This is a genomic window from Thauera sp. JM12B12 (assembly GCF_039614725.1).
GTDB lineage: Bacteria > Pseudomonadota > Gammaproteobacteria > Burkholderiales > Rhodocyclaceae > Thauera.
Map to the genome: position 1 here is coordinate 2,255,671 of NZ_CP154859.1, position 23,406 is coordinate 2,279,076.

23 protein-coding genes are annotated in these 23,406 nt (G+C 66.5%); 10 read left to right on the forward strand and 13 right to left on the reverse strand.

Annotated elements, in window-relative coordinates; translation table 11 throughout:
* Positions 1-50 precede the first annotated feature (50 nt).
* Genes AAG895_RS10065 through AAG895_RS10085 form a run of 5 tightly spaced genes read right to left on the reverse strand, consistent with a single transcriptional unit; the run spans position 51 to position 4,743 of the window.
* Complete coding sequence (locus AAG895_RS10065) at positions 51-1,193, reverse strand: nitronate monooxygenase (RefSeq protein ID WP_345791884.1); 1,143 nt, start codon at positions 1,191-1,193, stop codon at positions 51-53.
* A complete protein-coding gene (locus AAG895_RS10070) occupies positions 1,190-2,101 on the reverse strand; it encodes an enoyl-CoA hydratase (protein WP_004256783.1) in 912 nt (303 codons plus the stop codon). Before AAG895_RS10070 ends, AAG895_RS10065 begins: the two co-directional genes overlap by 4 nt.
* Before the next feature lie 22 nt (positions 2,102-2,123).
* Positions 2,124-2,924, reverse strand: coding sequence for a hypothetical protein (locus tag AAG895_RS10075; protein WP_004256781.1), 801 nt, complete (start codon positions 2,922-2,924; stop codon positions 2,124-2,126).
* Positions 2,925-2,938: 14 nt separating this feature from the next.
* Positions 2,939-3,814 carry a CoA-transferase gene (locus AAG895_RS10080; RefSeq protein ID WP_345791885.1) on the reverse strand — a complete coding sequence of 292 codons (876 nt, stop codon included), beginning with the start codon at positions 3,812-3,814 and terminating at the stop codon, positions 2,939-2,941.
* Between the two features lie 26 nt (positions 3,815-3,840).
* Positions 3,841-4,743 carry a VOC family protein gene (locus AAG895_RS10085; protein ID WP_345791886.1) on the reverse strand — a complete coding sequence of 301 codons (903 nt, stop codon included), beginning with the start codon at positions 4,741-4,743 and terminating at the stop codon, positions 3,841-3,843.
* 394 nt (positions 4,744-5,137) lie between these two features.
* On the opposite strand from AAG895_RS10085, the gene AAG895_RS10090 reads away from it, so the two are divergent.
* Together AAG895_RS10090 and AAG895_RS10095 are read left to right on the forward strand one after the other, a co-directional pair.
* Positions 5,138-5,419, forward strand: a complete 282-nt coding sequence (locus AAG895_RS10090; protein ID WP_345791887.1) for a DUF1778 domain-containing protein — start codon at positions 5,138-5,140, stop codon at positions 5,417-5,419.
* Entirely contained in the window at positions 5,416-5,937 is a 522-nt protein-coding gene (locus tag AAG895_RS10095) for a GNAT family N-acetyltransferase (RefSeq protein WP_345791888.1), read from the forward strand. Before AAG895_RS10090 ends, AAG895_RS10095 begins: the two co-directional genes overlap by 4 nt.
* Before the next feature lie 387 nt (positions 5,938-6,324).
* Here AAG895_RS10095 and AAG895_RS10100 read toward each other — a convergent pair whose 3' ends face one another.
* Together AAG895_RS10100 and AAG895_RS10105 are read right to left on the reverse strand one after the other, a co-directional pair.
* The gene (locus AAG895_RS10100) at positions 6,325-7,284 is read right to left on the reverse strand and encodes an OB-fold domain-containing protein (RefSeq protein WP_345791889.1); all 960 of its coding nucleotides are present in this window, start codon (positions 7,282-7,284) and stop codon (positions 6,325-6,327) included.
* 5 nt (positions 7,285-7,289) lie between these two features.
* Positions 7,290-8,501, reverse strand: coding sequence for a thiolase family protein (locus AAG895_RS10105; RefSeq protein WP_004256711.1), 1,212 nt, complete (start codon positions 8,499-8,501; stop codon positions 7,290-7,292).
* A gap of 226 nt (positions 8,502-8,727) precedes the next feature.
* On the opposite strand from AAG895_RS10105, the gene AAG895_RS10110 reads away from it, so the two are divergent.
* The gene (locus AAG895_RS10110) at positions 8,728-10,797 is read left to right on the forward strand and encodes a PQQ-dependent dehydrogenase, methanol/ethanol family (RefSeq protein WP_345791890.1); all 2,070 of its coding nucleotides are present in this window, start codon (positions 8,728-8,730) and stop codon (positions 10,795-10,797) included.
* A 90-nt stretch (positions 10,798-10,887) separates the two neighbouring features.
* Here AAG895_RS10110 and AAG895_RS10115 read toward each other — a convergent pair whose 3' ends face one another.
* From AAG895_RS10115 to AAG895_RS10130, 4 genes are all read right to left on the reverse strand, one after another.
* A complete protein-coding gene (locus tag AAG895_RS10115; protein ID WP_324525334.1) occupies positions 10,888-11,091 on the reverse strand; it encodes a hypothetical protein in 204 nt (67 codons plus the stop codon).
* Positions 11,092-11,306: 215 nt separating this feature from the next.
* Complete coding sequence (locus tag AAG895_RS10120; protein WP_345791891.1) at positions 11,307-13,154, reverse strand: long-chain-acyl-CoA synthetase; 1,848 nt, start codon at positions 13,152-13,154, stop codon at positions 11,307-11,309.
* Between the two features lie 55 nt (positions 13,155-13,209).
* Positions 13,210-13,851 carry a nuclear transport factor 2 family protein gene (locus AAG895_RS10125; RefSeq protein WP_345791892.1) on the reverse strand — a complete coding sequence of 214 codons (642 nt, stop codon included), beginning with the start codon at positions 13,849-13,851 and terminating at the stop codon, positions 13,210-13,212.
* Positions 13,852-13,862: 11 nt separating this feature from the next.
* Positions 13,863-14,597: an SDR family NAD(P)-dependent oxidoreductase gene (locus AAG895_RS10130; protein WP_345791893.1), complete on the reverse strand. Its 735-nt coding sequence runs from the start codon at positions 14,595-14,597 to the stop codon at positions 13,863-13,865.
* 260 nt (positions 14,598-14,857) lie between these two features.
* Between AAG895_RS10130 and AAG895_RS10135 the strand changes: the two genes are divergently transcribed.
* From AAG895_RS10135 to AAG895_RS10150, 4 genes are all read left to right on the forward strand, one after another.
* Positions 14,858-16,201, forward strand: coding sequence for an MFS transporter (locus tag AAG895_RS10135; protein WP_345791894.1), 1,344 nt, complete (start codon positions 14,858-14,860; stop codon positions 16,199-16,201).
* A gap of 36 nt (positions 16,202-16,237) precedes the next feature.
* Entirely contained in the window at positions 16,238-17,068 is an 831-nt protein-coding gene (locus tag AAG895_RS10140) for an alpha/beta hydrolase (RefSeq protein ID WP_345791895.1), read from the forward strand.
* A gap of 8 nt (positions 17,069-17,076) precedes the next feature.
* Positions 17,077-19,209 carry an FAD-dependent oxidoreductase gene (locus AAG895_RS10145; protein ID WP_345791896.1) on the forward strand — a complete coding sequence of 711 codons (2,133 nt, stop codon included), beginning with the start codon at positions 17,077-17,079 and terminating at the stop codon, positions 19,207-19,209.
* Positions 19,210-19,337: 128 nt separating this feature from the next.
* Positions 19,338-19,793 carry a nuclear transport factor 2 family protein gene (locus AAG895_RS10150; RefSeq protein ID WP_345791897.1) on the forward strand — a complete coding sequence of 152 codons (456 nt, stop codon included), beginning with the start codon at positions 19,338-19,340 and terminating at the stop codon, positions 19,791-19,793.
* 222 nt (positions 19,794-20,015) lie between these two features.
* Here the strand turns inward: AAG895_RS10150 and AAG895_RS10155 are convergent, their stop codons facing one another.
* Positions 20,016-20,303 carry an addiction module antidote protein gene (locus AAG895_RS10155; RefSeq protein WP_345791898.1) on the reverse strand — a complete coding sequence of 96 codons (288 nt, stop codon included), beginning with the start codon at positions 20,301-20,303 and terminating at the stop codon, positions 20,016-20,018.
* Positions 20,304-20,306: 3 nt separating this feature from the next.
* Complete coding sequence (locus AAG895_RS10160) at positions 20,307-20,606, reverse strand: type II toxin-antitoxin system RelE/ParE family toxin (protein WP_345791899.1); 300 nt, start codon at positions 20,604-20,606, stop codon at positions 20,307-20,309.
* 106 nt (positions 20,607-20,712) lie between these two features.
* Between AAG895_RS10160 and AAG895_RS10165 the strand changes: the two genes are divergently transcribed.
* The 3 genes from AAG895_RS10165 (at position 20,713) to AAG895_RS10175 (ending at position 23,317) form a co-directional block, all read left to right on the forward strand.
* Positions 20,713-21,282: a tyrosine-type recombinase/integrase gene (locus tag AAG895_RS10165; RefSeq protein WP_345791900.1), complete on the forward strand. Its 570-nt coding sequence runs from the start codon at positions 20,713-20,715 to the stop codon at positions 21,280-21,282.
* A gap of 336 nt (positions 21,283-21,618) precedes the next feature.
* Positions 21,619-22,551, forward strand: a complete 933-nt coding sequence (locus tag AAG895_RS10170) for a hypothetical protein (protein ID WP_345791901.1) — start codon at positions 21,619-21,621, stop codon at positions 22,549-22,551.
* An 88-nt stretch (positions 22,552-22,639) separates the two neighbouring features.
* Positions 22,640-23,317, forward strand: a complete 678-nt coding sequence (locus tag AAG895_RS10175; RefSeq protein ID WP_341649107.1) for a hypothetical protein — start codon at positions 22,640-22,642, stop codon at positions 23,315-23,317.
* Positions 23,318-23,406: the final 89 nt, after the last annotated feature.

The window sequence follows — 23,406 nt, forward strand, 5'->3', positions numbered from 1 at the left end:
GTTGGGTCTCTTGTCGGGTCTGGGGTTGCGTTGGGGCTCGGGCTGCGCGCTCAGGCGACGGCCGCGGTCTCTTTGCAGGGTTCGGTGCCGCGCCCGTCGTCGAGGCGGGCGTACAGCGCGGCGAGGCAGGCCTCGGCTTCGGCGGCGATGCCGTGGATGACGTCCTCGCAGCTCTCGAGCTTGCCGATCGCCGCCGCCACCTGGCCACTGGGCAGGATGCCCTCGTCGGGGAAGCCGTCCACCATCGAGCGCTGCAGCAGCACCGGCTGGTTGGCCGACATCACCGTCTGCGACACCGCGCCGGGATCTTCCTTGAGTGCCTGGCGGAACACGCCGAGCATGTGGCCGAGGCTCATGCCGGTCTGCTGCTTCCAGTGCCAGGCGCTCTTGAGCGCGATCATCAGGCGTCCCATCGGGCTGGCGCCCTCGAGCTTGTTGATGAAGGGGTTCTCGATCATGCGGTGGCGCATGCCATCGACCGCCAGCGTGACGCGCACCTTCTGCGGGTCGTCGACCTTGACGTAACGGTCGAGCGTGGCCGGCGGCGTCGGCGAGTCGGTGGTCATCAGGAAGCGCGTGCCCATGGCGATGCCCGCCGCACCAGCGGCCAGCGCCGCGGCCAGGCCGCGCCCGGTGGAGTAGCCACCGGCGGCGATCACCGGCACCTTCACCGCCGCCAGCACCTGCGGCAGCAGGATGGTGGTGGGCACGCCGCCGGTGTGGCCGCCGCCCTCGCCGCCCTGGATGGTGATCATGTCGGCGCCGAGCTCGACCGCCTTCACCGCGTGCTTCAACGCGCCCACGGTGGGGATGCACAGCACGCCGGCTTCCTTGAAGCGGGCGATGGTCTTCTTGTCCGGCCCGCGGCCGTAGCTCACGGCACGCAGCTTGTACTGGATCGCCAGGTCGACGCACTGCGCGGCGTTCTCCTGGAACATGTGGAAGTTGAGGCCGAAGTTGCTGCCACCGGTGGCGGCGATGACCTTCTGGATCTCGCCCTCGATCTTGTCGGCGTCGATGGTGGCGCCGGCCAGGAAGCCGAAGCCGCCCGCCTTGGTGGTGGCGATGACCAGGTTGGCATCGGCCACCCAGCCCATCGCGGTCTGGATGATGGGGTAGCGGCAGCCGAGGCGCTCGGTGAGCGGCGTGCGCAGCAGCGCGGAGAAATCGGGATTCATGGCGGAGTGACTCATGCCTTGCGCTCGCCGGCGGCCTGCTTGTTGGCGCTGGCCATGGCTTTCGCGTCATAGCCGCCGAGCTTGTCGCCCGACAGCAGTTCGTTGTGGGTGTGGGCGAAGTGATGCCAGGCGAACACCGCATCCATCGCGGTGCGCTTGCCCTGCAGGTCCTCGACGTGGTTGATCGCCTGCTTGGTCAGCGCCAGGCCCATGCGCGGCTGCTTGGCGATGCGCGCGGCGAGCGCGTAGGTCTCGGCCTCGAGCTGTTCGCGTGCCACCACCCGGTTGACCATGCCCATCTGGTACGCGCGCTCGGCCCCCATGCGGTCGCCGGTCATGAGGAATTCCTTGGCGATGCGCGGGTTGAGCTCGTAGGGGTGGGCGAAGTACTCCACGCCCGGGATGCCCATGCGCACGACCGGGTCCTGGAAGAAGGCGTCGTCGCTGGCGACGATCAGGTCGCACACCCAGGCCAGCATCAGCCCGCCGGCGACGCAGGCGCCCTGCACCATGGCGACGGTCGGCTTGGGCAGGTCGCGCCAGCGCCGGCACATGTTCAGGTACACCTCCTGCTCGCGCACGTAGAGGTACTCGCCGCCCGGCTTGTTGGTGTGGTCCCACCACAGGTGCACGCGGTCGAAGGGCTTGTTGATGTCGCGCCCCGGCGTACCGATGTCGTGGCCGGCGGAAAAATGCTTGCCGTCGCCGCGCAGCACGATGACCTTCACGGCGTCGTCATCCACCGCACGGCGGAAGGCGGCGTCCAGCGCATAGGTCATCTGCGAGTTCTGCGCGTTGTTGAACTCGGTACGGCTCATCGTCACCGTGGCGATGCCGTCGGCCACGGCGTAGTGCACCGGGCTGTCGGTCTCGTACACCGCGTTGTCGGGGCGGGTGACGAAGTTCTGGTCGGGGGCGCTCATCTCTGCTTCTTCCTTTGCGGCCTCAGGCTGCAGTGCGGATGCCGGGCGGGTTGCCCTTGATCTGCGCGCCACGCAGGTCGTGCGGATCGAGGCGGCGGATGATCTCCAGCTGCGCCGCCGTCGGGTGCGGGGTTTCGCCCAGCTCCGGCGCCTTCAGCAGCGGGAAGCCGGTCTTCTCCTGCACCTCGTCGAAGCTGACGCCCGGGTGCAGCGAGCGCACGCGGATGGCGCGCTCCGGACCTTCGAAGTCGAGCACGCAGAGGTCGGTGACGATGCGGCGGATGTCCATGAAGTCCTGCTTCATGCCGGGTTCCCAGCGCGCCGGGTTGAAGCCGACGCCCGACACCATGTCCACCTCGCCTTCGACGAACACGCGCTTGCTGTGGTTGGGCACGAAGAAGGAGTTGATGTGGTTGATGCTGTTGCCCGGCAGGCCGCGCACGCCGAGGATGGCGGCCTTGGGCTTCCTGTAGTCGCCCACCACCGACAGGTTGGTCTGGCCGAAGCGGTCGATCTGGGTCGGGCCGATCATGGCGTGACGGCGGCCGCCCCACACGCACTCGAACACGCGTTCGAAGGACATGTAGCCGGAGTACTTCGGCACGTAGTCGCCGCGCGGGCCGAGCGGAATCGGCTCCTCGACCAGGAAGCATTCGCTGTCGGTCATCAGCAGCTCGGGGGCGTAGGTGAGCTTGGCCAGGCTGGCGCCCAGGCGCGGGATCACGCCGATGCCCGAGGCCAGCACCTCGCCGTCGCCGCGCCAGGCTTCCGAGGCCGCGACGATCATCAGTTCGGCCAGGGTGAATTCAGTGTTGTTGCTCATGCCGCTCGCGCTCCTCAAAACACCGGCAGGGGCAGCTTGCCCATGCGCTCGATGCCGCCGTTCTTGTCCTGGTAGGCGGCCTCGCCCGGGGTGACGAACTCGTCCATGTAGGCCTGCCAGCCGCCCTCTTCCGCCGCGCTGGCGACGTAGCGCTTGAAGTGGCTCATGTCCCAGCCGTACTCGGGCGCGCAGGTGGTCGGGTGGGCGCCGCAGGGCGCATGCACCACGCCCTTCACCAGGTAGCGCTCGAAGGTGTTGAGGCGGGCCTGGTCGGGGGTGAGCGCCAGGCGCTCCTCGACGCGCTCGGCCGACACGTAGCAGGCGTCCGCCGCACGTGCGACGAGGTGGTCGAAATACGGGTCACCGCCCTGGATCAGGGTGTTGCCGAGCTGGTCGGCGACGTTGACGTGCACCAGCGCGACGTCGAGCTTCAAGGCCGGCATCGCCAGCAGCACTTCGCCGTCGTCATAGGGCGACTGGATGGTCTTGAGCTCGGGGTTGAGCTTGGTGACATCGGTCGCCAGGCCGCAGCGCGTGGGCAGGAAGGGCACGCGCATGCCGGCGGCACGCAGGCCCCACTGCCACATGCCCTCGTCGAGCTCCAGCAGTTCGAGCTTGCCCGCCTCGCGCACCTTGCGGTACCAGGGTTCGAGCGGAATGGCATCGAGGGTCGCGAAGCCGAAGATCAGCTTCTTCACCTTGCCGGCGGCGCACAGCATGCCCACGTCCGGGCCGCCGTAGGACACCACGGTGAGGTCCTTGACGTCCGAGCGCAGGATCTCGCGCACGATCGCCATCGGCTTGCGCCGCGGGCCCCAGCCACCGAAACCGATGGTCATGCCATCGCGCAATTGGGCGACGACATCGGCCGTCGTCATCAGTTTGTTCATGGATTCTTTCCTGTTGCCGGCCGCGCTCAGGCGGCCTGTTCCTGCTGACCCACGCCGAAGTCGTGGCCCCAGATGCTGACGCGGGTGAATTCGAAGGCGTTGTGGCGCTCCCAGTCGCACTGCAGCCCACCATAGCCGTACTCGAGGTCGAAGCCCGAGGGGGTCTTCATGTAGAAGGAGATCATGCGGTCGTTGAGGTGCTGGCCCAGGGTGGCCGACAGCGGCACCTTGTGCGCGATGCGGCGGTCGTGGGCGCGGCCGACCTCGGTCATCGAGTCGACCTCGACCATCACATGCACGCAGCCGTTCGGCACCGGGTACTCGGCGATCGCCAGGCTGTGGTGGCGGGCGTTGTTGCAGTGCAGGAAGTGGATGCGCACCGGCGGCGCCGACGAATCGGGACGGAAGTTGAAGATGTCCGACAGGCCGAAACCGAGCACGTCGCGGAAGAAGGCCGCGGTGGCGTCGAAGTTGGGCGCCGGCATCACGGTGTGGCCCAGGCCCATGTCACCGGTGAGGAAGCGCGGCACGCCCTGCGGCGACACGAAGGGCTGGCAGTCCGACAGATGGCCCCAGCACAGCTCGTGGCGGTTTCCCGAGGGGTCGGTCACCACCGCGACCGCCTGCATGCCGCGCTGGGCGACGGTGGCGGCATCGGCGAGCTCGTAGCCCACGCCCTTGGCGTCGAGTTCGGCGAGCGCAGCCTTGAAGGCGCCCTCGCCCGCCAGCTCCCAGCCGGATGCCACGTAGCGGCGCTCGGCGCCCTGCACCACCAGGATGCGGAAGGGGCGCTCGTCCATCTTGATGTACAGACCGCCGCCAGGCGCGGTCGAGGTCATCATGCCGAGCACCTCCTCGGCGTAATGCTTCCATTCGGCGAGGTCGTCGATCTGCGCGACGAAGTAGGCCAAACCGCGGATGTCGATCATTGCTGCCCCCAAAGATTGGTCGGATACGTGGGAGCATTGTGCGAACAGGCGGCCGCGCGATCATCGTCCGTTGAGACTACGAAAAACGGACGCCCGAAGGTGACAGGCCCAAGCCTCCGCACGAGGTGTCAAGCGTGCTCGCTGCAGGTGAGCTGGCAGGCGAAGGATTCAACTTTGGGTCGTCTCAGAAAACGGAACAAAGCACGTCAAGCCGATTGCATTGGCCACCGCATCGTTCTTCTGGTAGGCGAGCGTCTTGCCACCGGCCGCAGTGGTGGTTTGGATAGGTGGTGGCGACGTAGAAGGGGCCAGCTCACGAAACGGAAAAATCGTATGGTGGTGGCGTGGCCTTGTACGGCAATCTGCCGTATCATTTCAGCAGGAGGACAAGACGATGCCCACAACCACTTCTACCGCCCGCCTCGAAGCGCGGATCAGCACCGATCTGCATTCGATGCTCAAGCGCGCCGCCGAACTTCAGGGGCGCACCATGACTGATTTCGTGGTCGCTGCCGTCCAGGACGCCGCGCAACGCGCCATCGAGCAAGCCGAGGTCATCCGCCTGTCGCTGGCCGATCAGGAGTGCTTTGCACAAGCGTTGCTGTCGCCGCCGCAACCGGCCCCGGCCTTGGAACGCGCTTTCGCCCGTCGCCGCAAGCTCTTGCGTACTGAATGAGCAGCGCACCGTTCCGGCTCACGCCGCTCGATGCAGCGCACGTTCGCGCGGCGTTCAACTGCGGTTCCGAACCGCTTGAGCGTTACCTGCGGGAACAAGCCACCCAAGATGTTCGCCGCCGTGTGGCTGCCTGCTTCGTGGCGTTGGCGGAAGGGCCGCGCATCGCGGGCTACTACACGCTGGCGTCGGCAAGCCTGCTGCTGGCCGATCTTCCGGCCAGCGTCGGCAAGAAGCTGCCGCGCTATCCGACCGTCCCAGCGGTTCGCATGGGCCGCTTGGCCGTCGATCAGGCTTTCAAAGGGCGAGGGCTGGGCGGCGCACTGCTGGCCGATGCGCTTGATCGTGCTGTCCGTTCCGAGATTGCCGCCTATGCCTTGATGGTGGATGCGAAGGACGAGGCGGCAGCGGCCTTCTACCGACATCATGGCTTCATCGCTTTGCCCGACTCACCGTTCACGCTTTTCCTGCCGCTGGGAACGGTGGAGGCGTCTCGTAAAACGGAAGATAAAGCGCGCTAAGCCGTTGGTATTCGTGCAGGTCAGGTTGGGCTAAGACCGTCATCGCCAACGAGGCACGTACGCACGCGATCGAAGCCGACCTGGCGGCATTCCGTGCAATGCTCACCGCGGCCCTGCGCCAGCTGCACGAGGGCAACATTGCCCGCTACCGGCTGCGGCGCTCGGAATTCACGGCTTGGCAACAGGCGCAGGACCAGCGTCGATCGGCCGAGGACAACCAAGACTCCAATTAGCCCTCTCCGGCCAAGGCAGCAAAAAAATGGCCGCCAACCCTTGCGGGGAGGCGGCCTCGAAAAGAGGAGGGACAACCATGCAACGAAACTGCAGGTACTACGACTGCGCACTACAGGAACAACTGCACATCAGGCACCGCGGGACGGCGGCGCCTCACATGTAAAGGATCACGAGATCGTTGATGACGGACGGCCGCTCGCTGCCGACGACATGGGTCACGATCTCCATCGTCATCTGCATGCCCTTGGGCAGCTTCTCCACCGACTTGACCCGCGAGCGCGCCTGGATGCGCGACCCCGCCGGGACCGGTGCCGGGAAGCGCAGGCGGTCCGAACCGTAATTGACCATGTTGTTGAAGCCGACCACCTCGTAGTCGAGCGGGATGCGGAAGCGCGACTGCAGCACCTGCACCAGCGCGCCGTGCGCGATCGTGCCGCCGAAGGGGCTCTGCTTGCGGGCGCGCTCGGGATCGGTGTGGATCCAGTAGTCGTCGCCCGACAGCCTGGCGAACTCGTCGATCAGCGCCTGATCGACCACCACCTGGTTGCTCCAGGCTGAGTAGGTCTCGCTGACCAGCGCCTTCATGGCCGCCTCGTCGTCGAAACGCACCTGGCGCTTCGTGGCCGCCGGCTCGGCGCTCGCCTGGGCCTCGGTGGCCGCGGCGAGCGCGGCCGGGGTGCTGTCGATGCGGGACGGGAGATCCTTGTCTGCCGCGGTGAAGCGCAGCAGCGCGGTGCCATCGGATTTCACCGTGTCGAACACAGGCTTGACCCGCATGCCGACCTTGACCTCGGCCTCGTCGAGGCCGATCAGCGTGGTGTTGATGCGCACGCCCTCGTCGAGCTCGACCACCGCCATCTTCTGCGGCATCTCGTCGGCGAAGTCGGGCAGCGTCGGGACACGGGTCAGGGTATAGGTGTAGAGCGTGCCGGTGCCCTTGACCTCCTTCCATTCCAGGTCCTGCGACCAGCACTTGTCGCAGTGACGGCGCGGAAAGAAGACCCAGTGGCCGCAGGACTTGCAGTGCGGCAGGGTCAGGCGGCCTTCCTTGAGGCCGTTCCAGTACGGCGCCGAGATCTCGGTCGGTGTCGGCAGCGGTTTATTGGTCGACATGCTCGTCATGCTCCCTGGAGAATCAGTGCGCCCTGCTCGCTCATCACGCCACCGGTGCCCGAGACGAACACGGTGTCGCAGCGCTTGAGCTGGCGCTCGCCGGCGCGGCCGGAAATCTGGTGGAAGGCCTCGATGACCTGCGACATGCCGCCCGCGGTGCCGCTCTGGCCGAAGCTGAGCTGCCCGCCGTGGGTGTTCATCGGGAAGTTGCCCTTGTAGGTCAGGTCGTGCTCGCGCACCCAGCGCATGCCCTCGCCCTTGGGCGCGAAGCCGGCATCTTCCAGCGTCAGCAGCACGGTGATCGTGTAGCAGTCGTAGATCTGCGCGGCGTGGATGTCGCTGCGCTGGATGCCCGCCATCGCGAAGGCGCGCTCGGCCGCGGGGCCGATCGGGGTGTCGGTCATCTCGGTCGCGTAGGTCGGCGACTTGAAGTACAGGTGCTCGCCGAAACCGGTGATGCAGGCGCCGCGGTTCTTCGCCCGCGCCGCCACTTCCTTGGAGGCGACGATCACGGCGGCACCGCCGGCGACCGGCATCACGATCTCGAGCACGCGCAGCGGCTCGGCGACCATCTTGCTGGCGAGCACGTCCTCGATGGACAGCGGCTTGCCGAAGAAGCTGGCGTCCGGGTTGGCGAGCGCGTTGGTGCGCTGGTCGACCGCGATCTTGGCCATCGCTACCGGGTCGTAGCCGTACTTGGCCGCGTAGCGCTGGGCGATCATCGCGTAGCCGGTGTTCTGGCCCATGTGGCCGTAGGGCAGGTCGAACTCGGCCTCGGGCGCGCCGAAGGCGGTGCTGTGGCCACCGAAGCGCATCGCGCGGGCCATCCAGCTCGGGTCCTCGTCCGGCCCGAAGGGCGCCATGCGCGCGGGAATCACGCACAGCACGGCCTGGCAAAGGCCCATCTCGACCGCCATCGCCGCGCGCCACACCGCCGCCACCGACGAGCAACCGCCCAGGTCGACGACCTCGGCGAAGTTGAGCGACAGGCCGAGATACTCGGCCGCCATCGCCGGCACGAAGACCTGCGCCTCGTGGAACTGCGGGCCATGGATCACCAGGCCGTCGATGTCCGAGGCCTTGAGCCCGGCATCGGCCAGCGCCAGGCCGGCCAGGTCGGCCACCTGCTCCAGATGGAACATCCGCGGCGCGGTCGCGTACTTCTCCGGCTTGTACTGCGCGGCGCCGACGATTGCTGCGTTTCCTTTCAGACCCATGCTCCCTTACCTCGCTGGTGCGGGCACCGCCCGCTCTGTAGTGGGGACAAAGATGCCACACGCGCCGCGGCCGGCAATCGTTCAAATCGACTAGGCGGAGCGGGGGAGACCCTCCGGACGGACGATTCGGCGCGCGCCCGCGCGCCCGATGATGCGCAGGTCATCCCCACCATGCGGGCGGTCGCGCCCGAAGGAGTTCCCCATGCGCCGCTTCCGGCAAACAACGATGCTCATCGCGCTCGCGGCCGCCAGCGCCCTCCCCGCGCAGGCCGTGGCGATCGCTAACGCGCCACCCTCCCCGTCCGCCGCCGCCGGCGAATGGCCACGCCACGGCCTCGACGCCGCCGAAACCCGCTTCAGCCCGCTGTCGGCGATCGACACCGCCAACGTCGCGCGCCTGGGCCTGGCCTGGCACTTCCGCTTCGACCGCCCGCGCGGAGTCGAGGCGACGCCGATCATGGTCGACGGCACGCTCTTCGTCACCGGGCCATGGGGCGTGGTGTACGCGCTCGACGCGCGCAGCGGCCGGCTCAAGTGGCAGCACGACCCCGAGGTGCCGGCCGGCAAGGGCATGCACGCCTGCTGCGACGTGGTCAATCGCGGCGTGGCGGTCGAGGATGGCCGCGTCTTCGTCGCCACCATCGACGGTCGCCTGCAGGCGCTGGACGCCCACGACGGCCGCCTGCTGTGGTCGACGCGGACCTTCGACCCCGCCCTGCCCTACACCATCACCGGCGCACCGCGGGTCGCGCGCGGCCTGGTGGTGATCGGCAACGGCGGCGCCGAGTACGGCGTGCGCGGCTTCGTCTCGGCCTATGACGCGCAGACGGGCGCGCTGCGCTGGCGCTTCTACACCGTGCCCGGCAACCCGGCGGACGGCCCGGACGGGGCAGCCTCGGACCGCGCGCTGGAGACGCTCGCGCGGCCGACCTGGACGGGCGAATGGTGGCGCCAGGGCGGCGGCGGCACGGTGTGGGATTCGATGGCCTGGGACCCCGAGCTCGACCTGCTCTACTTCGGCGTCGGTAACGGCTCGCCGCACGACCGCGACCTGCGCAGCCCGGGCGGCGGCGACAACCTCTTCCTGTCCTCGATCGTCGCGGTGCGCCGCGCCACCGGGGAATACGTGTGGCACTACCAGACCACGCCGGGCGACAGCTGGGACTACACCGCCACCCAGCACATGATCCTCGCCGACCTGGCGGTGGACGGGCGAACCCGCAAGGTGCTGATGCAGGCGCCCAAGAACGGCTTCTTCTACGTGCTCGATCGCGCCAGCGGCGAACTGCTGTCCGCCGACAAGTACGTGGCGGTGAATTGGGCGAGCCATGTCGACCCCGAGACGGGCCGCCCGGTGGAGACTGAAGGTGCGCGCTATCCCGCAGGCCAGCCCTTCCTCGTCCAGCCCTCGCAGCTGGGCGGCCACAACTGGCAGCCGATGGCCTGGAGCCCGGCGACCGGCCTGGTCTATATCCCGGCCCAGGAGAACACCGGCTTCATGATGAAGGAGCCGGCGTTTCGCCACGAACCCGAGCGCTGGAACACCGGCGTGCTCAATCCGCCGATGCCGCCCGACCCCGCCGTGCTCGCGCAGGCCCGGGCCTCGATGCGCGGCCACCTGCTGGCCTGGGATCCGGTACGTCGCACCGCCGCCTGGCGCACGCCCCATGCCGGCTCGTGGAACGGTGGCGTGCTGGCGACTGCCGGCGGCCTGGTGTTCCAGGGCGTCGGCGGCGAGGGCCTGGCCGCCTTCGATGCGCGCGACGGCCGCCGCCTGTGGCAGTCCGACACCTGGCTCGACATCCTCGGTGGGCCGATCAGCTACACGCTCGACGGCGAGCAGTACATCGCCGCCGCGGCCGGCTTCGGCAGCTCGATGCACATCACCTCGAGCGCCCTGCTGCCGCGCACCGGCGCGCCGGTGCCGGGCGGGCTGTTCGTGTGGAAGCTGGGCGGCCAGGCCGCGATGCCGGAGCCGACGCAGCGCCCGCGCGTGGCGCCGCCGCCCGACACCGGCACCGACGCCGAGGTCGCGCACGGCGCGGCGCGTTACGCGCGCTACTGCATGCAGTGCCATGGCGCCGCGGCGGTGGCCGGCGGCGGCATGCCCGACCTGCGCCACTCACCGTATCTGAGCGAGGCCGCGCTGTTCCGCCGTCCGTTGCTCGACGGCCTGCTCGCCGCGCGCGGCATGCCCGGCTTCGCGCAGACGCTGACTACGGCGGATGCCGACGCGATCCGCCACTACATCATCCGCATGGCGCATACCCTCGCCCAGCTGCCCGCAAAGGACTGAGCGCCGCAAAGCAAAATGGCCCTGCCTTCGGCGTCCGGAGGCAGGGCCATTTTGTCAGTCGCGACCGCATCGGCGGTCGCGGGGCTTGGTTCAGTGCGTCGCCAGCATCGCAAAGAAGCGGCCGGTCGAGGCGTTCGCGGGCGAACCCGTGGTGTGGCACTCGGTCTCGGTGGCGCCACAGGCCGGGATCTGCACCAGGGAGTCGAGCACCCGGGCATGGCCACGATCGAGCATTGCCGCAAAGGCCGCGAGGCATCCAAACACGCACCCGCACAACAGGGCCTTGGTAATCATGTGCTTCTCCTTCGTGCGCTACAGTTTTGCGTGCGCGCTGCACGCCGCCTGCAGGAACGTGATGCGACGCCGCTTCGCTGCGACTGCCGCCCAAGTGTCTCCTCCTGCACGGTGTGTAGACTGTCGAAGGCGCGCAAGCGCGACATCGTCCGAATGGACTAAATCAAAAAAAACGGCGCTCCGAAGAGCGCCGATCGATCGTTTGCCGCCCCGCCTCAGGCGAACGGGGGTAGGCCCGCACGTGCGAGCGCCTCGGCCGAGTACGGCACGTAGGTGGCGCCCGCCTCGTCGCGCACGTACAGCGGGTCGTCGAAGGCCTTGTCGTCGTAGCCCTGCCGCTGCAGGTCCACCTTGCGCAGCTTGTAGGTGGTGGTGAGGTCGGCGGCGCTCGATACGCGCACGAACTGCGGCGCCGCATAGCGCGGCAGGCGGGCCTCGGTGAGCGCGTAGAACGCCTTCGGATCGAAGGCGTGGCCAGGCTGCATCACGATGGCCGCCATGCCCGCACGCCCCTCGTGGCCGGGCACCTTCACCCCGTAGATGTTGATCAGCTCCACGCCGGCGCAGTCCGACAAGGCATCGGCGACCTCGGCGGTGGAGACGTTCTCGCTCTTCCAGCGGAAGGTGTCGCCGATGCGGTCGACGAAGTAGAAGTAGCCATCCTCGTCGTAGCGCAGCAGGTCGCCCGAACTCCAGTACGCATCGCCTTCGGTGAAGACGTTGCGCAGGATCTTCTTCTCGGTGGCTTCTTCGGAGGTGTAGCCCTCGAAGCGCCCGCCGCCGATCTCGGGATGATTGACGATGAAGGCGATGCCTTCGCCAACCTCGCCCGGCTGGCACAGGATGTAGTGCCCGTTCTCGTCGCGCGGATGCGATTCGGTCTCGACGTCGTAGCGCACCAGGCGGAAGTTGGTCTTGTTCCAGTCGGGGATGCGACCGCAGGACCCGACGTGGTTGTCGACGTTGATCACCGCCGTGTTGGCCTCGGTCGAACCCCAGCCCTCGAAGATCTGGATCGGACCGAAGCGCTCGAGCCAGCGCGTCCAGGTCTCCGCGGTGAGGCCGGCGCCGAGCATGGCACGCAGGCTGTGGTCGCGGTCGTTGGCCTGGGCGGGCGCGTTGAGCAGGTAGCGGCAGATCTCGCCGATGTACTGGAAGATGGTGATGCCGTTGGCGCGCACGTCGGTCCAGAACTCGCGCGTGCTGAACTTGCGCCGCACCACGATGCTGCTGCCCGACTTCAGCGCGGTGGAGGTCACCGAGGTCGCCGCCGCGCCGTGGTACAGCGGCAGGCAGCAGTAGAAGACGTCGTCGGGCGTCACCTCGAGGGTCACCTGCATGACGTCGCCCGAGGACATCCAGCGCATGTGGCTGTAGCGCGCCGCCTTGGGCAAGCCGGTGGTGCCCGAGGTGAAGATCAGCAGCATCGTCTCCTCGGCGCGCACCTCGGCACGGCCCTCGCGCGGGAAGGGGCTGCGCGCGGCGGCCTCGACCTCGGCGCTCAGGTCGGCACTCGCCAGCGCGCGATGCTCGGCAGCGGCGGGCTTCTCGGGGTCGGCGACCAGGTACAGCGGCTGCGCCGGGCGCTCGGGGGTGAGCGCGAAGTTCTCGACGCACTCCTCGCCGAGCACGACGGCGCGGGCACGCGTCGACTCCAGCGCGTGGGCGAGCGGACGGCCGCTGACCTGGGTGTTGATGACCGCGACCACCACGCCCAGCTTGGCCAGACCGAACCAGTAGAAGAAGAACTCGGGCCGGTTCTCCATCGCCAGCGCGCACACGTCGCCGCAGCGCAGGCCGCGCGCATGCAGGGCATGGGCGACCTGGTTGGCGCGTGCGTCCACCTCGGCATAGCTGAAGCGGCGCCCGCCGTAGATCAGGAAGTCGCGCTCGCCGAAGCGCGCGGCCTGCTCCTCGAGGCGGTCGGCCACGGTGTAGCGGTCGGCCGGCTTGATCAGATTGGCCGCGCGCGAGCGCGCGTCGAGCTTGGCCTGGGTTTCTTCGCGCGGGACCACCTTGCTGCGGGCCGCGGGCGGATTCATAACGACGGCAGAATCGGACATGCGCCCTTCTCCATGTTGTGTTCGAGCATTGCTGTTCGGAGAGCGACCGCGCGCGTCAGCGCACGCGGATGCGGGGATCGGGAGCGCCACGGCGCAGCGTGGCGAGGAAGCGGTCCAGCGCGGCGGGTTCCGCCACTTCGGGCAGCTGGTCCTTGGCCGGACGTTCGGCCCAGAACGCGCGCCACGACGGGAACAGGTCGTGGAAGCTGCCCTCGTAGGGTTCGCGTCCCGGCCAGCGCATCTTGCGGTCGCCGATCGGCGGCTTGTTCAGGTCGGTCGCATACCAGTAGCACGGCAGGCGGCGGCGGAAATACCACTGCCCGTCGATTCTCTCGTAATCGTCCCAATACAACATCTGCATGATCACCCATTCCGGGCCGGTCTCGTGCTCGTTCTTCGAATACACGACGCCGACGGCATGGTCGGGGTCGGTGAACTCGATGACGTGCTGGCCGAGGTGGTGCGAGGTGCCCGAGAACTGGTTGCGCAGGGTGTCGTCGACCCAGGCCTTGAGATGGGCGCGGCCCACCTTCTCGCGGCCGACGCGGATGTCGGGCGCGAACAGGTTCACATGGGCGTCGAGGTCGCGCATGTCGAGCGACAGCGCGTACCGGGCCACCAGCTGGCGGATGGCCTCGGTCGACTCGAGACGGTCGATGCGGCCGAGCAGGTCGGCCTGCGGTGCGGAGGTCGTCATGCCGGCGCCGCTCAGATGAAGGCCATGCCGCCGTTGACGGCGATGTTCTGCCCGGTGATGAAGCTGGCGTCGTCGCTGGCGAGGAAGCCAGCGACGCGCGCGATCTCCTCGGGCTCGCACATGCGGCCGAGCGGGATGGCCTTGATCATCGACTGCATCCACTCGTCGGGGATGCCGGCCATCATCGGGGTGTTGGTCGGCCCCGGGACGATGGTGTTCACGCGGATGCCGCTGGCGGCGAGCTCGCGCGCGATGCTGCGCGTGAGACCCATCACGCCGGCCTTGGAGGCGCAGTAGTGGCTGGGGCCCTCGCCCGACATCGCGGCGGTGCTGGAGACGTTGATGATCGCGCCCTTGGCGCCGCTCTTCTGCATCAGGCGCGCGCCCTCGCGGCAGCACAGGAAGGTGCCGGTGAGGTTCACGCCGATGACGCGCGTCCAGTTGTCGTCGGGGGTGTCGAGGAAGGCGTCGACCGAGCCGATGCCCGCGCTGTTGATCAGCACGTCGAGGCGACCGAAGCGCTCGGCGACGGCGGCAAAGGCCGCGCTCACCGAGGCCGGATCGGCGACGTTGCAGGCGAGCGCGAGGCCGTTCGCCCCGAACCCGGCGACCGCTGCCCCAGCTGCGTCGGCGTTGATGTCCGCCGCCACCACCTTCGCGCCCTGCGCGCCGAAGTACTCGACGATCGACCGCCCCATGCCCTGACCGGCACCGGTCACGAAAACCACCTTGTCCGCAAGACTCATCTGTCGCCTCCTTGTGCGTGTCCTGACGGAACCGCCTCGAATGCGGGGCTCCGACCATGTGTGGCACAGTTTTCTCGGCCTGGGTCGGACGGACATCGTCCACTAAGACTAATGCGGAACAGTTGGCGCCCTCGGTCGGGGCAAAGTGCGGGTTCGTCTGAATGGACGATGCCTTGACCGTCCGCCAAACCCACGATACGCAGCACTCGCAGGTGGCGAAGCACTGCCTGCATCCAGGATTACCGCCCAGGAGACAGGTCGTGAACACAAGCCAAGGCACCCAGCACCGCATCACCTGGAATACGCACTATGCCCTCGCGATGCTGGCGATCATCTACGTCTTCAACTACATCGACCGTCTGTTGATCTCGATCCTGATCGAGCCGATCAAGCTCGAGTTCGGCATCTCCGACACCCAGATCGGCCTGCTGTCCGGGGTCGCGTTCGCGATCTTCTACACCCTGTTCGGCCTGCCCTTCGGCCGCCTCGCCGATCGCATCGGCCGCAAGCCGGTGATCGCCCTCGCCTGCATCGCCTGGAGCGCGATGACCATGCTGTGCGGGGTGGCGACGAGCTTTGCGATGCTGCTGCTGTTCCGCATCGGGGTGGCGGTGGGCGAAGCCGGCGGCACCGCACCGTCGGTCGCAATGGTCTCCGACCTCTACCCGCCCGAGAAGCGCTCGCGTGCGCTGGCGGTGTTCCTGATGGGGCCGAGCCTCGGCGCCGTCCTCGGCCTTGGTCTGGGCGGCTGGATCGCGCAGGAGTACGGCTGGCGCACCGCCTTCGTCGTCATCGGCGCGCCCGGGGTGCTGCTCGGCATGCTGCTGTGGCTCACCGTGCGCAGCCCCGCGATGCCTGTGCGCCCCCAGCCCGCGGCAGGTGCGCCGAAGGAAGACTGGCGCACGACCCTGCGCGAGGTGTTCGCCACGCCGGCCTTCCTCCTCGTCGTCGCGGCCGGGACGCTGGCGGCGGTCATGGGCTATGCGATCGGCACCTGGAACCCGAGCTTTCTGATCCGCTCGCACGGGCTGACCATGCAGCAAGCCGGCCTGCTGGTCGGACTCGGCGGGGGAATCTGTTCCACGATCGGCACGCTGGTATGCGGCAGCGTCACCGACCGCCTGGTGGCGCGCGATCCGGGCTGGCAACTGCTGATTCCGGTCATCGGCTGCGTGGTGAGCGTCCCGCTCGGGCTCGCCTTCTATCTGTGGCCGGCCGACGTCGCCTTCCACATCGGCTCGCTGCCGATTCCGGAAGCCTTCCTGTTCTACCTCGGGTTCAGCTTCACCGCGATCTGGTGGTCGGTGCCCTGCTTCGGCGCCATCAGCCACCTCTTCCCGCCGAACCGCCTGGCGCAGGCGACGGCGATCTTCATGATGTCGTTGACGCTTCTCGGCGTCGGCCTGGGGCCGATCATCGTCGGCACGCTCTCCGACGTCTTCAACCCGGAGCTCGGCCAGGAAGCCCTGCGCTACGCACTGGCCGCCTCGGTGCTGCTGTATCTGGCGGCCGCCGGCTGCCTGATGGCGGCCGTCGGAAGCTATCGCCGCAAGCTGCGCGCCGATGCAGTGCCGCCCGCGGCCGCCGCGGCGGCAAGCGCCTGAACAACCGATTCGAAACCTACCGCTGGAGATGACCCGATGAATTCACCCGACCTGCCGATTCCCCTCGACCGCTTCGTCGAGCTCGACAGTGGCCTTCGCCTGCACTACCTCGACATCGGCGAGGGGCCGGTGGTGGTGTGGCTGCACGGCAGCGGCCCGGGTGCCAGCGGCTACAGCAACTTCAAGGGCAACTACCCGGCCTTCGCCGCGGCCGGTTTCCGCAACATCGTGCTCGACCTGCCCGGCTTCGGGCGCTCGGACAAGCCCGCCGACGTGCAGTACAACCTCGACTTCTTCGTCGCCTGCCTGAACGGCCTGCTGCAGAAGATCGGCGTCACGAAGTGCACCCTGCTCGGCAACTCGCTTGGCGGCGCGATCGCGCTCGGCCAGGCGCTCGCCCACCCGGACACCGTCGAGCGGCTGATCCTTATGGCGCCCGGCGGCGTCGAGGAGCGCGAGACCTACTTCAGGATGGAAGGCATCGTGCGCATGGTCGAGACCTTCGCCAAGGGCCCGATGGGACCGGTCGAGATGCGCCACGTCATGAGCCTGCAGGTGTTCGATCCCTCGATGCTCGACGACACCATCATCAACGAGCGCTCCGCGATCGCCCCCTCGCAGCCGGCCAACCTGTTCTCGACCATGATGGTCCCGAACATGACCACCCGCCTGCACGAGATCAAGGCGCCGATCTTCGGGTTCTGGGGCACCGACGACAAGTTCAACCCCCATACCGGCGCGCTGAAGGTGATCGAGAACGCGCCCAACGCGCGCATGATCCTGCTCAACCGCTGCGGGCATTGGGTGCAGGTCGAGCACAGCGACCTCTTCAACCGCAGCTGCATCGACTTTCTGACCAAGGGGTGAGCCACGCCATGGGATCCTTCGACAACCTGCTGCAACCCGGCCGCATCGGCAAGATGGAAGTGCGCAACCGCATCGTGATGGCGCCGATGGGGTCGAACTTCGCCGAAGCCGACGGCACCTGCGGCGAACGCATCCAGGCCTATTACGAAGCGCGCGCCGCGGGCGGCGCCGGTCTGCTGACCATGGGCGTGGTCGCCATCGCCTATCCGCACGGCACCGCCGAGCCCTACCAGGTGGGCCTCTCGGACGACAAGTTCATCCCCGGCCTGAAGGGCATCGTCGACCGCGTGCACAAGCACGGCGCGAAGATCGCCGCGCAGCTGCAGCACGCCGGCAAGAACTCGGTGCGCGACCTCGCCGAGGGCCGCGAGCTGTGGGTGCCGTCCATGCCGCCGGCGGTCAAGACCGACATGTTCGCCGCGCTGACGCAGGAGGAGCTCGGCGCCTTCATCAGCTCGTCGAAGGGCCGCGAAAAGGCCGGCGTGAAGATCCGTGTCATGGAGCAGGCCGACATCGCGCAGATGATCGAATGGTTCGCCGCCGCGGCCGAGCGCGCCCAGCGCGCCGGCTTCGATGGCGTCGAACTGCACGCCGCGCACAACTACATCATTGCCGGCTTCCTGTCGGGTTACTACAACAGGCGCGACGACGAATACGGCGGCTCGATCGAGAACCGTGGCCGCTTCATGCGCGAGGTGATCGCCGCCGTGCGCGCGCGCGTCGGTGCCGACTACCCGGTGTGGCTGCGCCTGGACGCCTATGAGCTGCGCACCGAGGGCGGCATCACCCTGGAAGAGGCGAGGGTCTTCGCGCGCATGGCCGCCGACGCCGGCTGCGACGCGGTCAGCGTCTCGGCCTACGCCAACACCAGCACCGGCGTGGCCTTCACCGAAGCGCCGCTGGTGCAGCAGAAGGCCGGCTTCCTGCTGTGGGCGGCCGAGATCAAGGAGGCGGTGAAGATCCCGGTGATCGCCGTCGGCCGCCTCGAGCCCGAGGTCGCGGACAACGCCATCGCCGCGGGCCAGTGCGACTTCGTCGCCATGGCGCGCAAGATGCTCGCCGATCCGGAACTGCCCAAGAAGCTGATCGAGGGCCGCCCCGAGGACATCCGCCCCTGCATCTACTGCTACGCCTGTGTCAGCCAGATCTTCGTGAACCAGCGCGTCAAGTGCGCGGTGAACCCGATGACCGGCCACGAGGCCGAGATTCGCCTCGTCCCGGCCGAGAAACCCGGCCACGTGCTCGTCGTCGGCGGCGGCCCCGCCGGCATGGAGGCCGCGCGCGCCGCTGCGCTGCGCGGCCACAAGGTCACCCTGGTCGAGCGCAGCAGCCGGCTGGGCGGCACGCTGTTCTTCGCCGCGCTGGCCTACGCCGAGAACGGCGGGCTGCTCGACTACCTGACCACGCAGATGAAGAAGCTCGACATCGACGTGCGCCTCAACACCCTCGCCACCCCCGAGCTCATCCGCCAGCTCGGCGCCACCGCGGTGATCGTCGCCACCGGCGCCGAACGCAATGCGCCGCCCATTCCCGGCGCCGACATGGACCACGTGTGGTCGGGCGACGAGCTGCGCCGGCTGATGACCGACGACCGCGCCGAGGAGATCGCCAAGCGCAAGCTGTCCTTCACCCAGCGCACGCTGATGAAGGCCGGCAGCCTGGTCGGCGTCACCGACAGCACCGACGCCATCCAGAACCTGTCGCGGGTGTGGATGCCGCTGGGCAAGAAGGTCGCCATCATCGGCGGCGGCCTGGTCGGCATCGAGCTCGCCGAGTTCCTGGTCGACCGCGGCCGCGAGGTCGTGGTGCTGGAAGAAGGCCCCAGCCTGGGCCGCGAGCTGTCGATCGTGCGCCGCTGGCGCGTGCTCGATACCCTGCGCGAGCACGGCGTGGCGCTGCACACCAAGGTGAAGATCGAGTCGATCGACAAGAAGGCGGTGCGCTATGCCGACGCCGAGGGCGTCCAGCACACCCTGGCGGCAGATTCGGTGGTGCTCGCCGTCGGCGCCCGTCCGGACGACAGCCTCGCGCGCGCGCTCGAAGCGGCCGGCGTGCCGGTCAGCTCGGTGGGCGACGGCGCGCAGATCGGTTACATCGAAGGCGCCGTCAAGTCGGGCATGCTCGCCGGACTCAGCGCCTGAGCACCGGCGCGCCTGCGCGCAGTTTCAGATCCTCCCTCCTCCGGGTGTGCGGCGCTCATTGCCGCCACCCGGTTTTTTTTCATCTTCCGCCCCCGCCCGCGCGCCGGGCGGCGCAAACGGAGCGCACGATGGACCATTCCGCCACCGCGATCTGCAACCTCCTCTACCGCTACGCGGAAGCGATCGACGAAGGCCGCCTGGAAGACGCCGCCGCCCTCTTCCGCCATGCCCGCATCGAGACCGGTGCCGCCGGCCCGCTCGACGCCGACGGCCTGCTCGCCCTGTGGCGCAAGATCCTGGTGATCCACCCCTGCGGCACGCCGCGCACACGTCACCTGGTCACCAACCCCATCCTCGACATCGACGAGGCCGCCGGCACGGCCACGAGCCGCTCATGCTTCACGGTGATGCAGGCCACCGACGATCTGCCGCTGCAGATCATCGCCAGCGGCCGCTACCACGACCGCTTCGCGCGCATCGACGGCGAATGGTGCTTCGTCGCGCGCGACTACCGGCAGCTCGACTTCATCGGGGATCTGAGCCGGCACCTGAACATCGCGATCAAGCCCGGGTCGCAGCGCTGAACGGCGAAACGGCGAGGGATTTGAAATAGGCGCTGCGGTTCGATGATTGGGGGGGTGGGCGGCGGGTTGTCGGCCTCAGCTGCCGGTGGCTTTATGGCGCAGTCAGGCAACAATGTGCCGGTCACCTGCCGTTCGAGCGGCAGAGATTGAAGTTCGGAGAAAGACTGCAGGCGGTTCTGTCGATCGACTGCTCGGGCGCGGTGGCCGACGCTGCCGCAAGCCTCACGAATGGATTGGCGTTGCTGAGATCTTCACGCCCAGGGCATGAAGTAGTTTGAGCATCGTGTCATAGCGTGGCTTCGCGCCGGGCGTGAGTGCTTTATAGAGGCTCTCACGGCCAAGGCCCGCATCCTTGGCGAGTTGCGCCATGCCACGGGCCCGCGCAACGTCGCGGACGGCAGCGAGAAACACATCAGGGTTCGGGTCCTCCAGGGCGGCCGTCAGATACGCCGCGATGGTTTCCTCATCGTTCAGGTAGTCGGCAGCATCAAAGGCGGCGGTCTTGACCATCGTTCACTCCTTGTCCAAAGCCCGCGCCATCTCGATGGCGCGTTTGATGTCGCGCTTTTGCGACGACTTGTCCCCGCCCAGCAGAAGCAGGTAGATCACTGCCCCGCGCCGCGTGTAGTAAGCGCGATACCCAGGGCCCACGTGGATGCGCATTTCCGAAACGCCTTCACCTACCGGCTCACAGTCACCAAAATTCCCGTGCTCGGCAGAGCGGATACGGTGGACGATGCGGGCCCGTGCAACGTTGTCTTTCAAGCCGGAAAGCCAGGCATCGAAATCGTCCGTGCGCAGGAAAGTGTTCATGCTGGCAGTGTATCCATATGGATACGGTCACACAAGGGCGAGCCGGTGACGAAAACCGAGACCCCACCCCTGCACATCGGCGGCAGGAGTTGCACGATCGCACGCGGTGGGCCAGAAGGCACCGCTCAAACCCAAAGACATCTGGGCCATCCGTATTCATCTGCAGAACGCGCACGAAGTGCGCGACCTCGCCATGTTCAACCTCGCGATCGACAGCAAGCTCCGAGGGTGTGACCTCGTCAGCCTGCGGGTGCGCGACGTGACCCATGGAAACCAGGTGCTCTCACGCGCCATGGTGCTGCAGCGGAAAACACAGCGGCCCGTGCAGTTCGAACTGACCGAGCCGACGCGTACGGCTGTGGCTGCCTGGATCGCGAAGGCCGCCTTGAGGTCGGAAGACTTCCTCTTTCCGAGCCGCCTTCACGACTCACCGCATGTCTCTACCCGTCAGTACACGAGGATCGTTGAGCACTGGGTGGTGGCCGCCGGCCTCGATCCGTCCGCCTACGGTACGCACTCGATGCGACGCACGAAGGCGACATTGATCTACAAGCGCACGAAGAACCTGAGGGCCGTTCAACTCCTGCTGGGTCACTCCAAGCTGGAGTCGACAGTGCGGTACTTGGGCATCGAGGTCGATGATGCCTTGGGGATCTCCGAGCAGATTGAGATCTGACCCGGCGCGGCTGCCCGCCAAGCGCCTTTTGCCGGCGGGCGGCTGCTTACGGTGATGATGCTGAGGGCGTTCTATCGGCCACAAGCTGTCACTGGACACCCGCTCCGGATAGCGGTCATCCGGGTGAGGCAGTATGCTACCGGCCTGTGTGCCAGACCGTTCGCATCGACCCGCAAGGCCGTCGGCTGCAGCGTTTCCTGTCTTGTGATTCTGTGTTGAGCGTAGTTCCTGCTTCTAAACAGTAACTTGCAGGACATGTTATTCGGCATTCCGATGTTATGCGGCAGAACTGTCGCCCTAAAACGAAGTTATGCCTCATTGTAGGAGTTGTCGCAGATGCAGGAACGTATGAGCCAATCGGATCGCGCTGATACTCTCGAGGAGCGGAAGCGCCTAGAGCTGCACGAGCGAGAAATGCTTCGCGCTCGGAAGGCAATGCTTGAGCGGGAGCGCCAGCTCGAGCAGATCCGGGAGAAGCTCAGCGAAGAGCAGCTTGAGAAGGAACGAAAGCTCCATCAAGAAATGGCGGCTCGGGAGGCATTATTCGCCGAACGTGAGCATGCGCTTATGGCGCGGCAACGTGAGTTCGAAATGCAGCTTGCTCGCCGGCAATCCGAGATTGAGATGCTGCGAAAGCATCTCACCGAGGAGGTCTCATCTAGGGAGGCGAAACTACAAGAGGCGGTTGCAGCACTTGAGCAGGAAAAGGAACGCTACAACATTGAGGGCCGAAAAAGGATTGAAGCAACCTCCAAGACCTACGTTTCAAAAGCGCTCACTTTGCTGGAAGTCAAAGAAGCAGCATTCCACAAAATGTCTAAGCTTTGGGCTGGTGTAGGCGCGCTGTCACTCATCGTAGGCCTCGTGTTCTTTGCTTACATGTGGTGGTCCGGCGTTTCTGCAATACCAGACCCCCTCTCTTGGGAGTTCATTATTCTCTCGCTTACAAAAGGCGTGGTTGCAGTTGCGCTTCTGGGTGCGCTCGCTCGGTATGCATTTCTGTTTAGCACTTCGTACATGCGTGAAGCTTTAAAGAATGCGGATCGACGCCACGCGATCAACTTTGGAGAGTTCTACTTGGAGTCCTACGGAGCCGCTGCCGATTGGTCGCAAGTGAAAGACGCTTTCGCGAACTGGAACACAATGGGCTCCAATGCGTTCTCGGCAGCTCCGATCCCTTCCTTCAAATTAGCCGACCTTGAGCAAGCCGCCGCGGTGATTGAGAAGGTTCGGGATTCACTCGTTAAGACGCCTCGCGCTGAGGCATAACTATGCGTTCAAGCGGACCGCGGGGAAACGTTTCGATGTTGTCTGAAGCGTCGTCGGCCGGCGGCCGCTTAACGCGGAGTTAGCAGCCATGACGGGCATCTGTTACTACTGCGGAAAAGCAGCCTCATCTGATGAGCACGTTCCACCCAAGGCTATCTTCCCGAAGCCTAAGGACTCACCGGATGGGCGCGATTATAGGAAAGATCTCATCACGGTCCGGTCATGCGCAGAACATAATTCTGCGAAATCCAGAGACGATGAGTATCTTCTCTATGTTCTCGCTATGTGCCTTCCATCTAACGAGCTAGCAAAACATCAGTTTCTGACAAAAGTGCAACGCGCAATCCAAAGAAAGCCCGCGCTTCTTCAGGCATTGCTCATCGAAATTAGGGAAGTGACTCTTCACGACACAGTAAATAACACTTGGCACAGAAGCATTGCCATACAGCCTGACGAAAAACGGCTAATCAACCTCTTTACACACATAGCAAAAGCAATCTACTTAATTGAGAAATCGGAAATATGGCTGGGCAAGGTTAGTGTGCTTATTGAGTTCATTCTTTCCATGACGGACATTGAGCAAAATGAACGTCAAGCTGAAATGGCACGTACTGCTAATGAAATGCTGGCTCATGTACCTCACAAGGGAGCCAATCCGGAAGTCTTCTCCTATCAATTCGTAGAGGTCGATGGGCTAGCAATGGTTAGGCTTCATTTCTATGGAAACAGCAAAGTATCCGCAGTTTATGTTTCACATTGCTGCTAACAATTCGCCCAAGGGACGCGTCGCAAGCGGCGCGCCCCTGCGCTCGAGCGTTGAATGACAGCTTCCCTGAGCGCTCGACGGCCGCAATG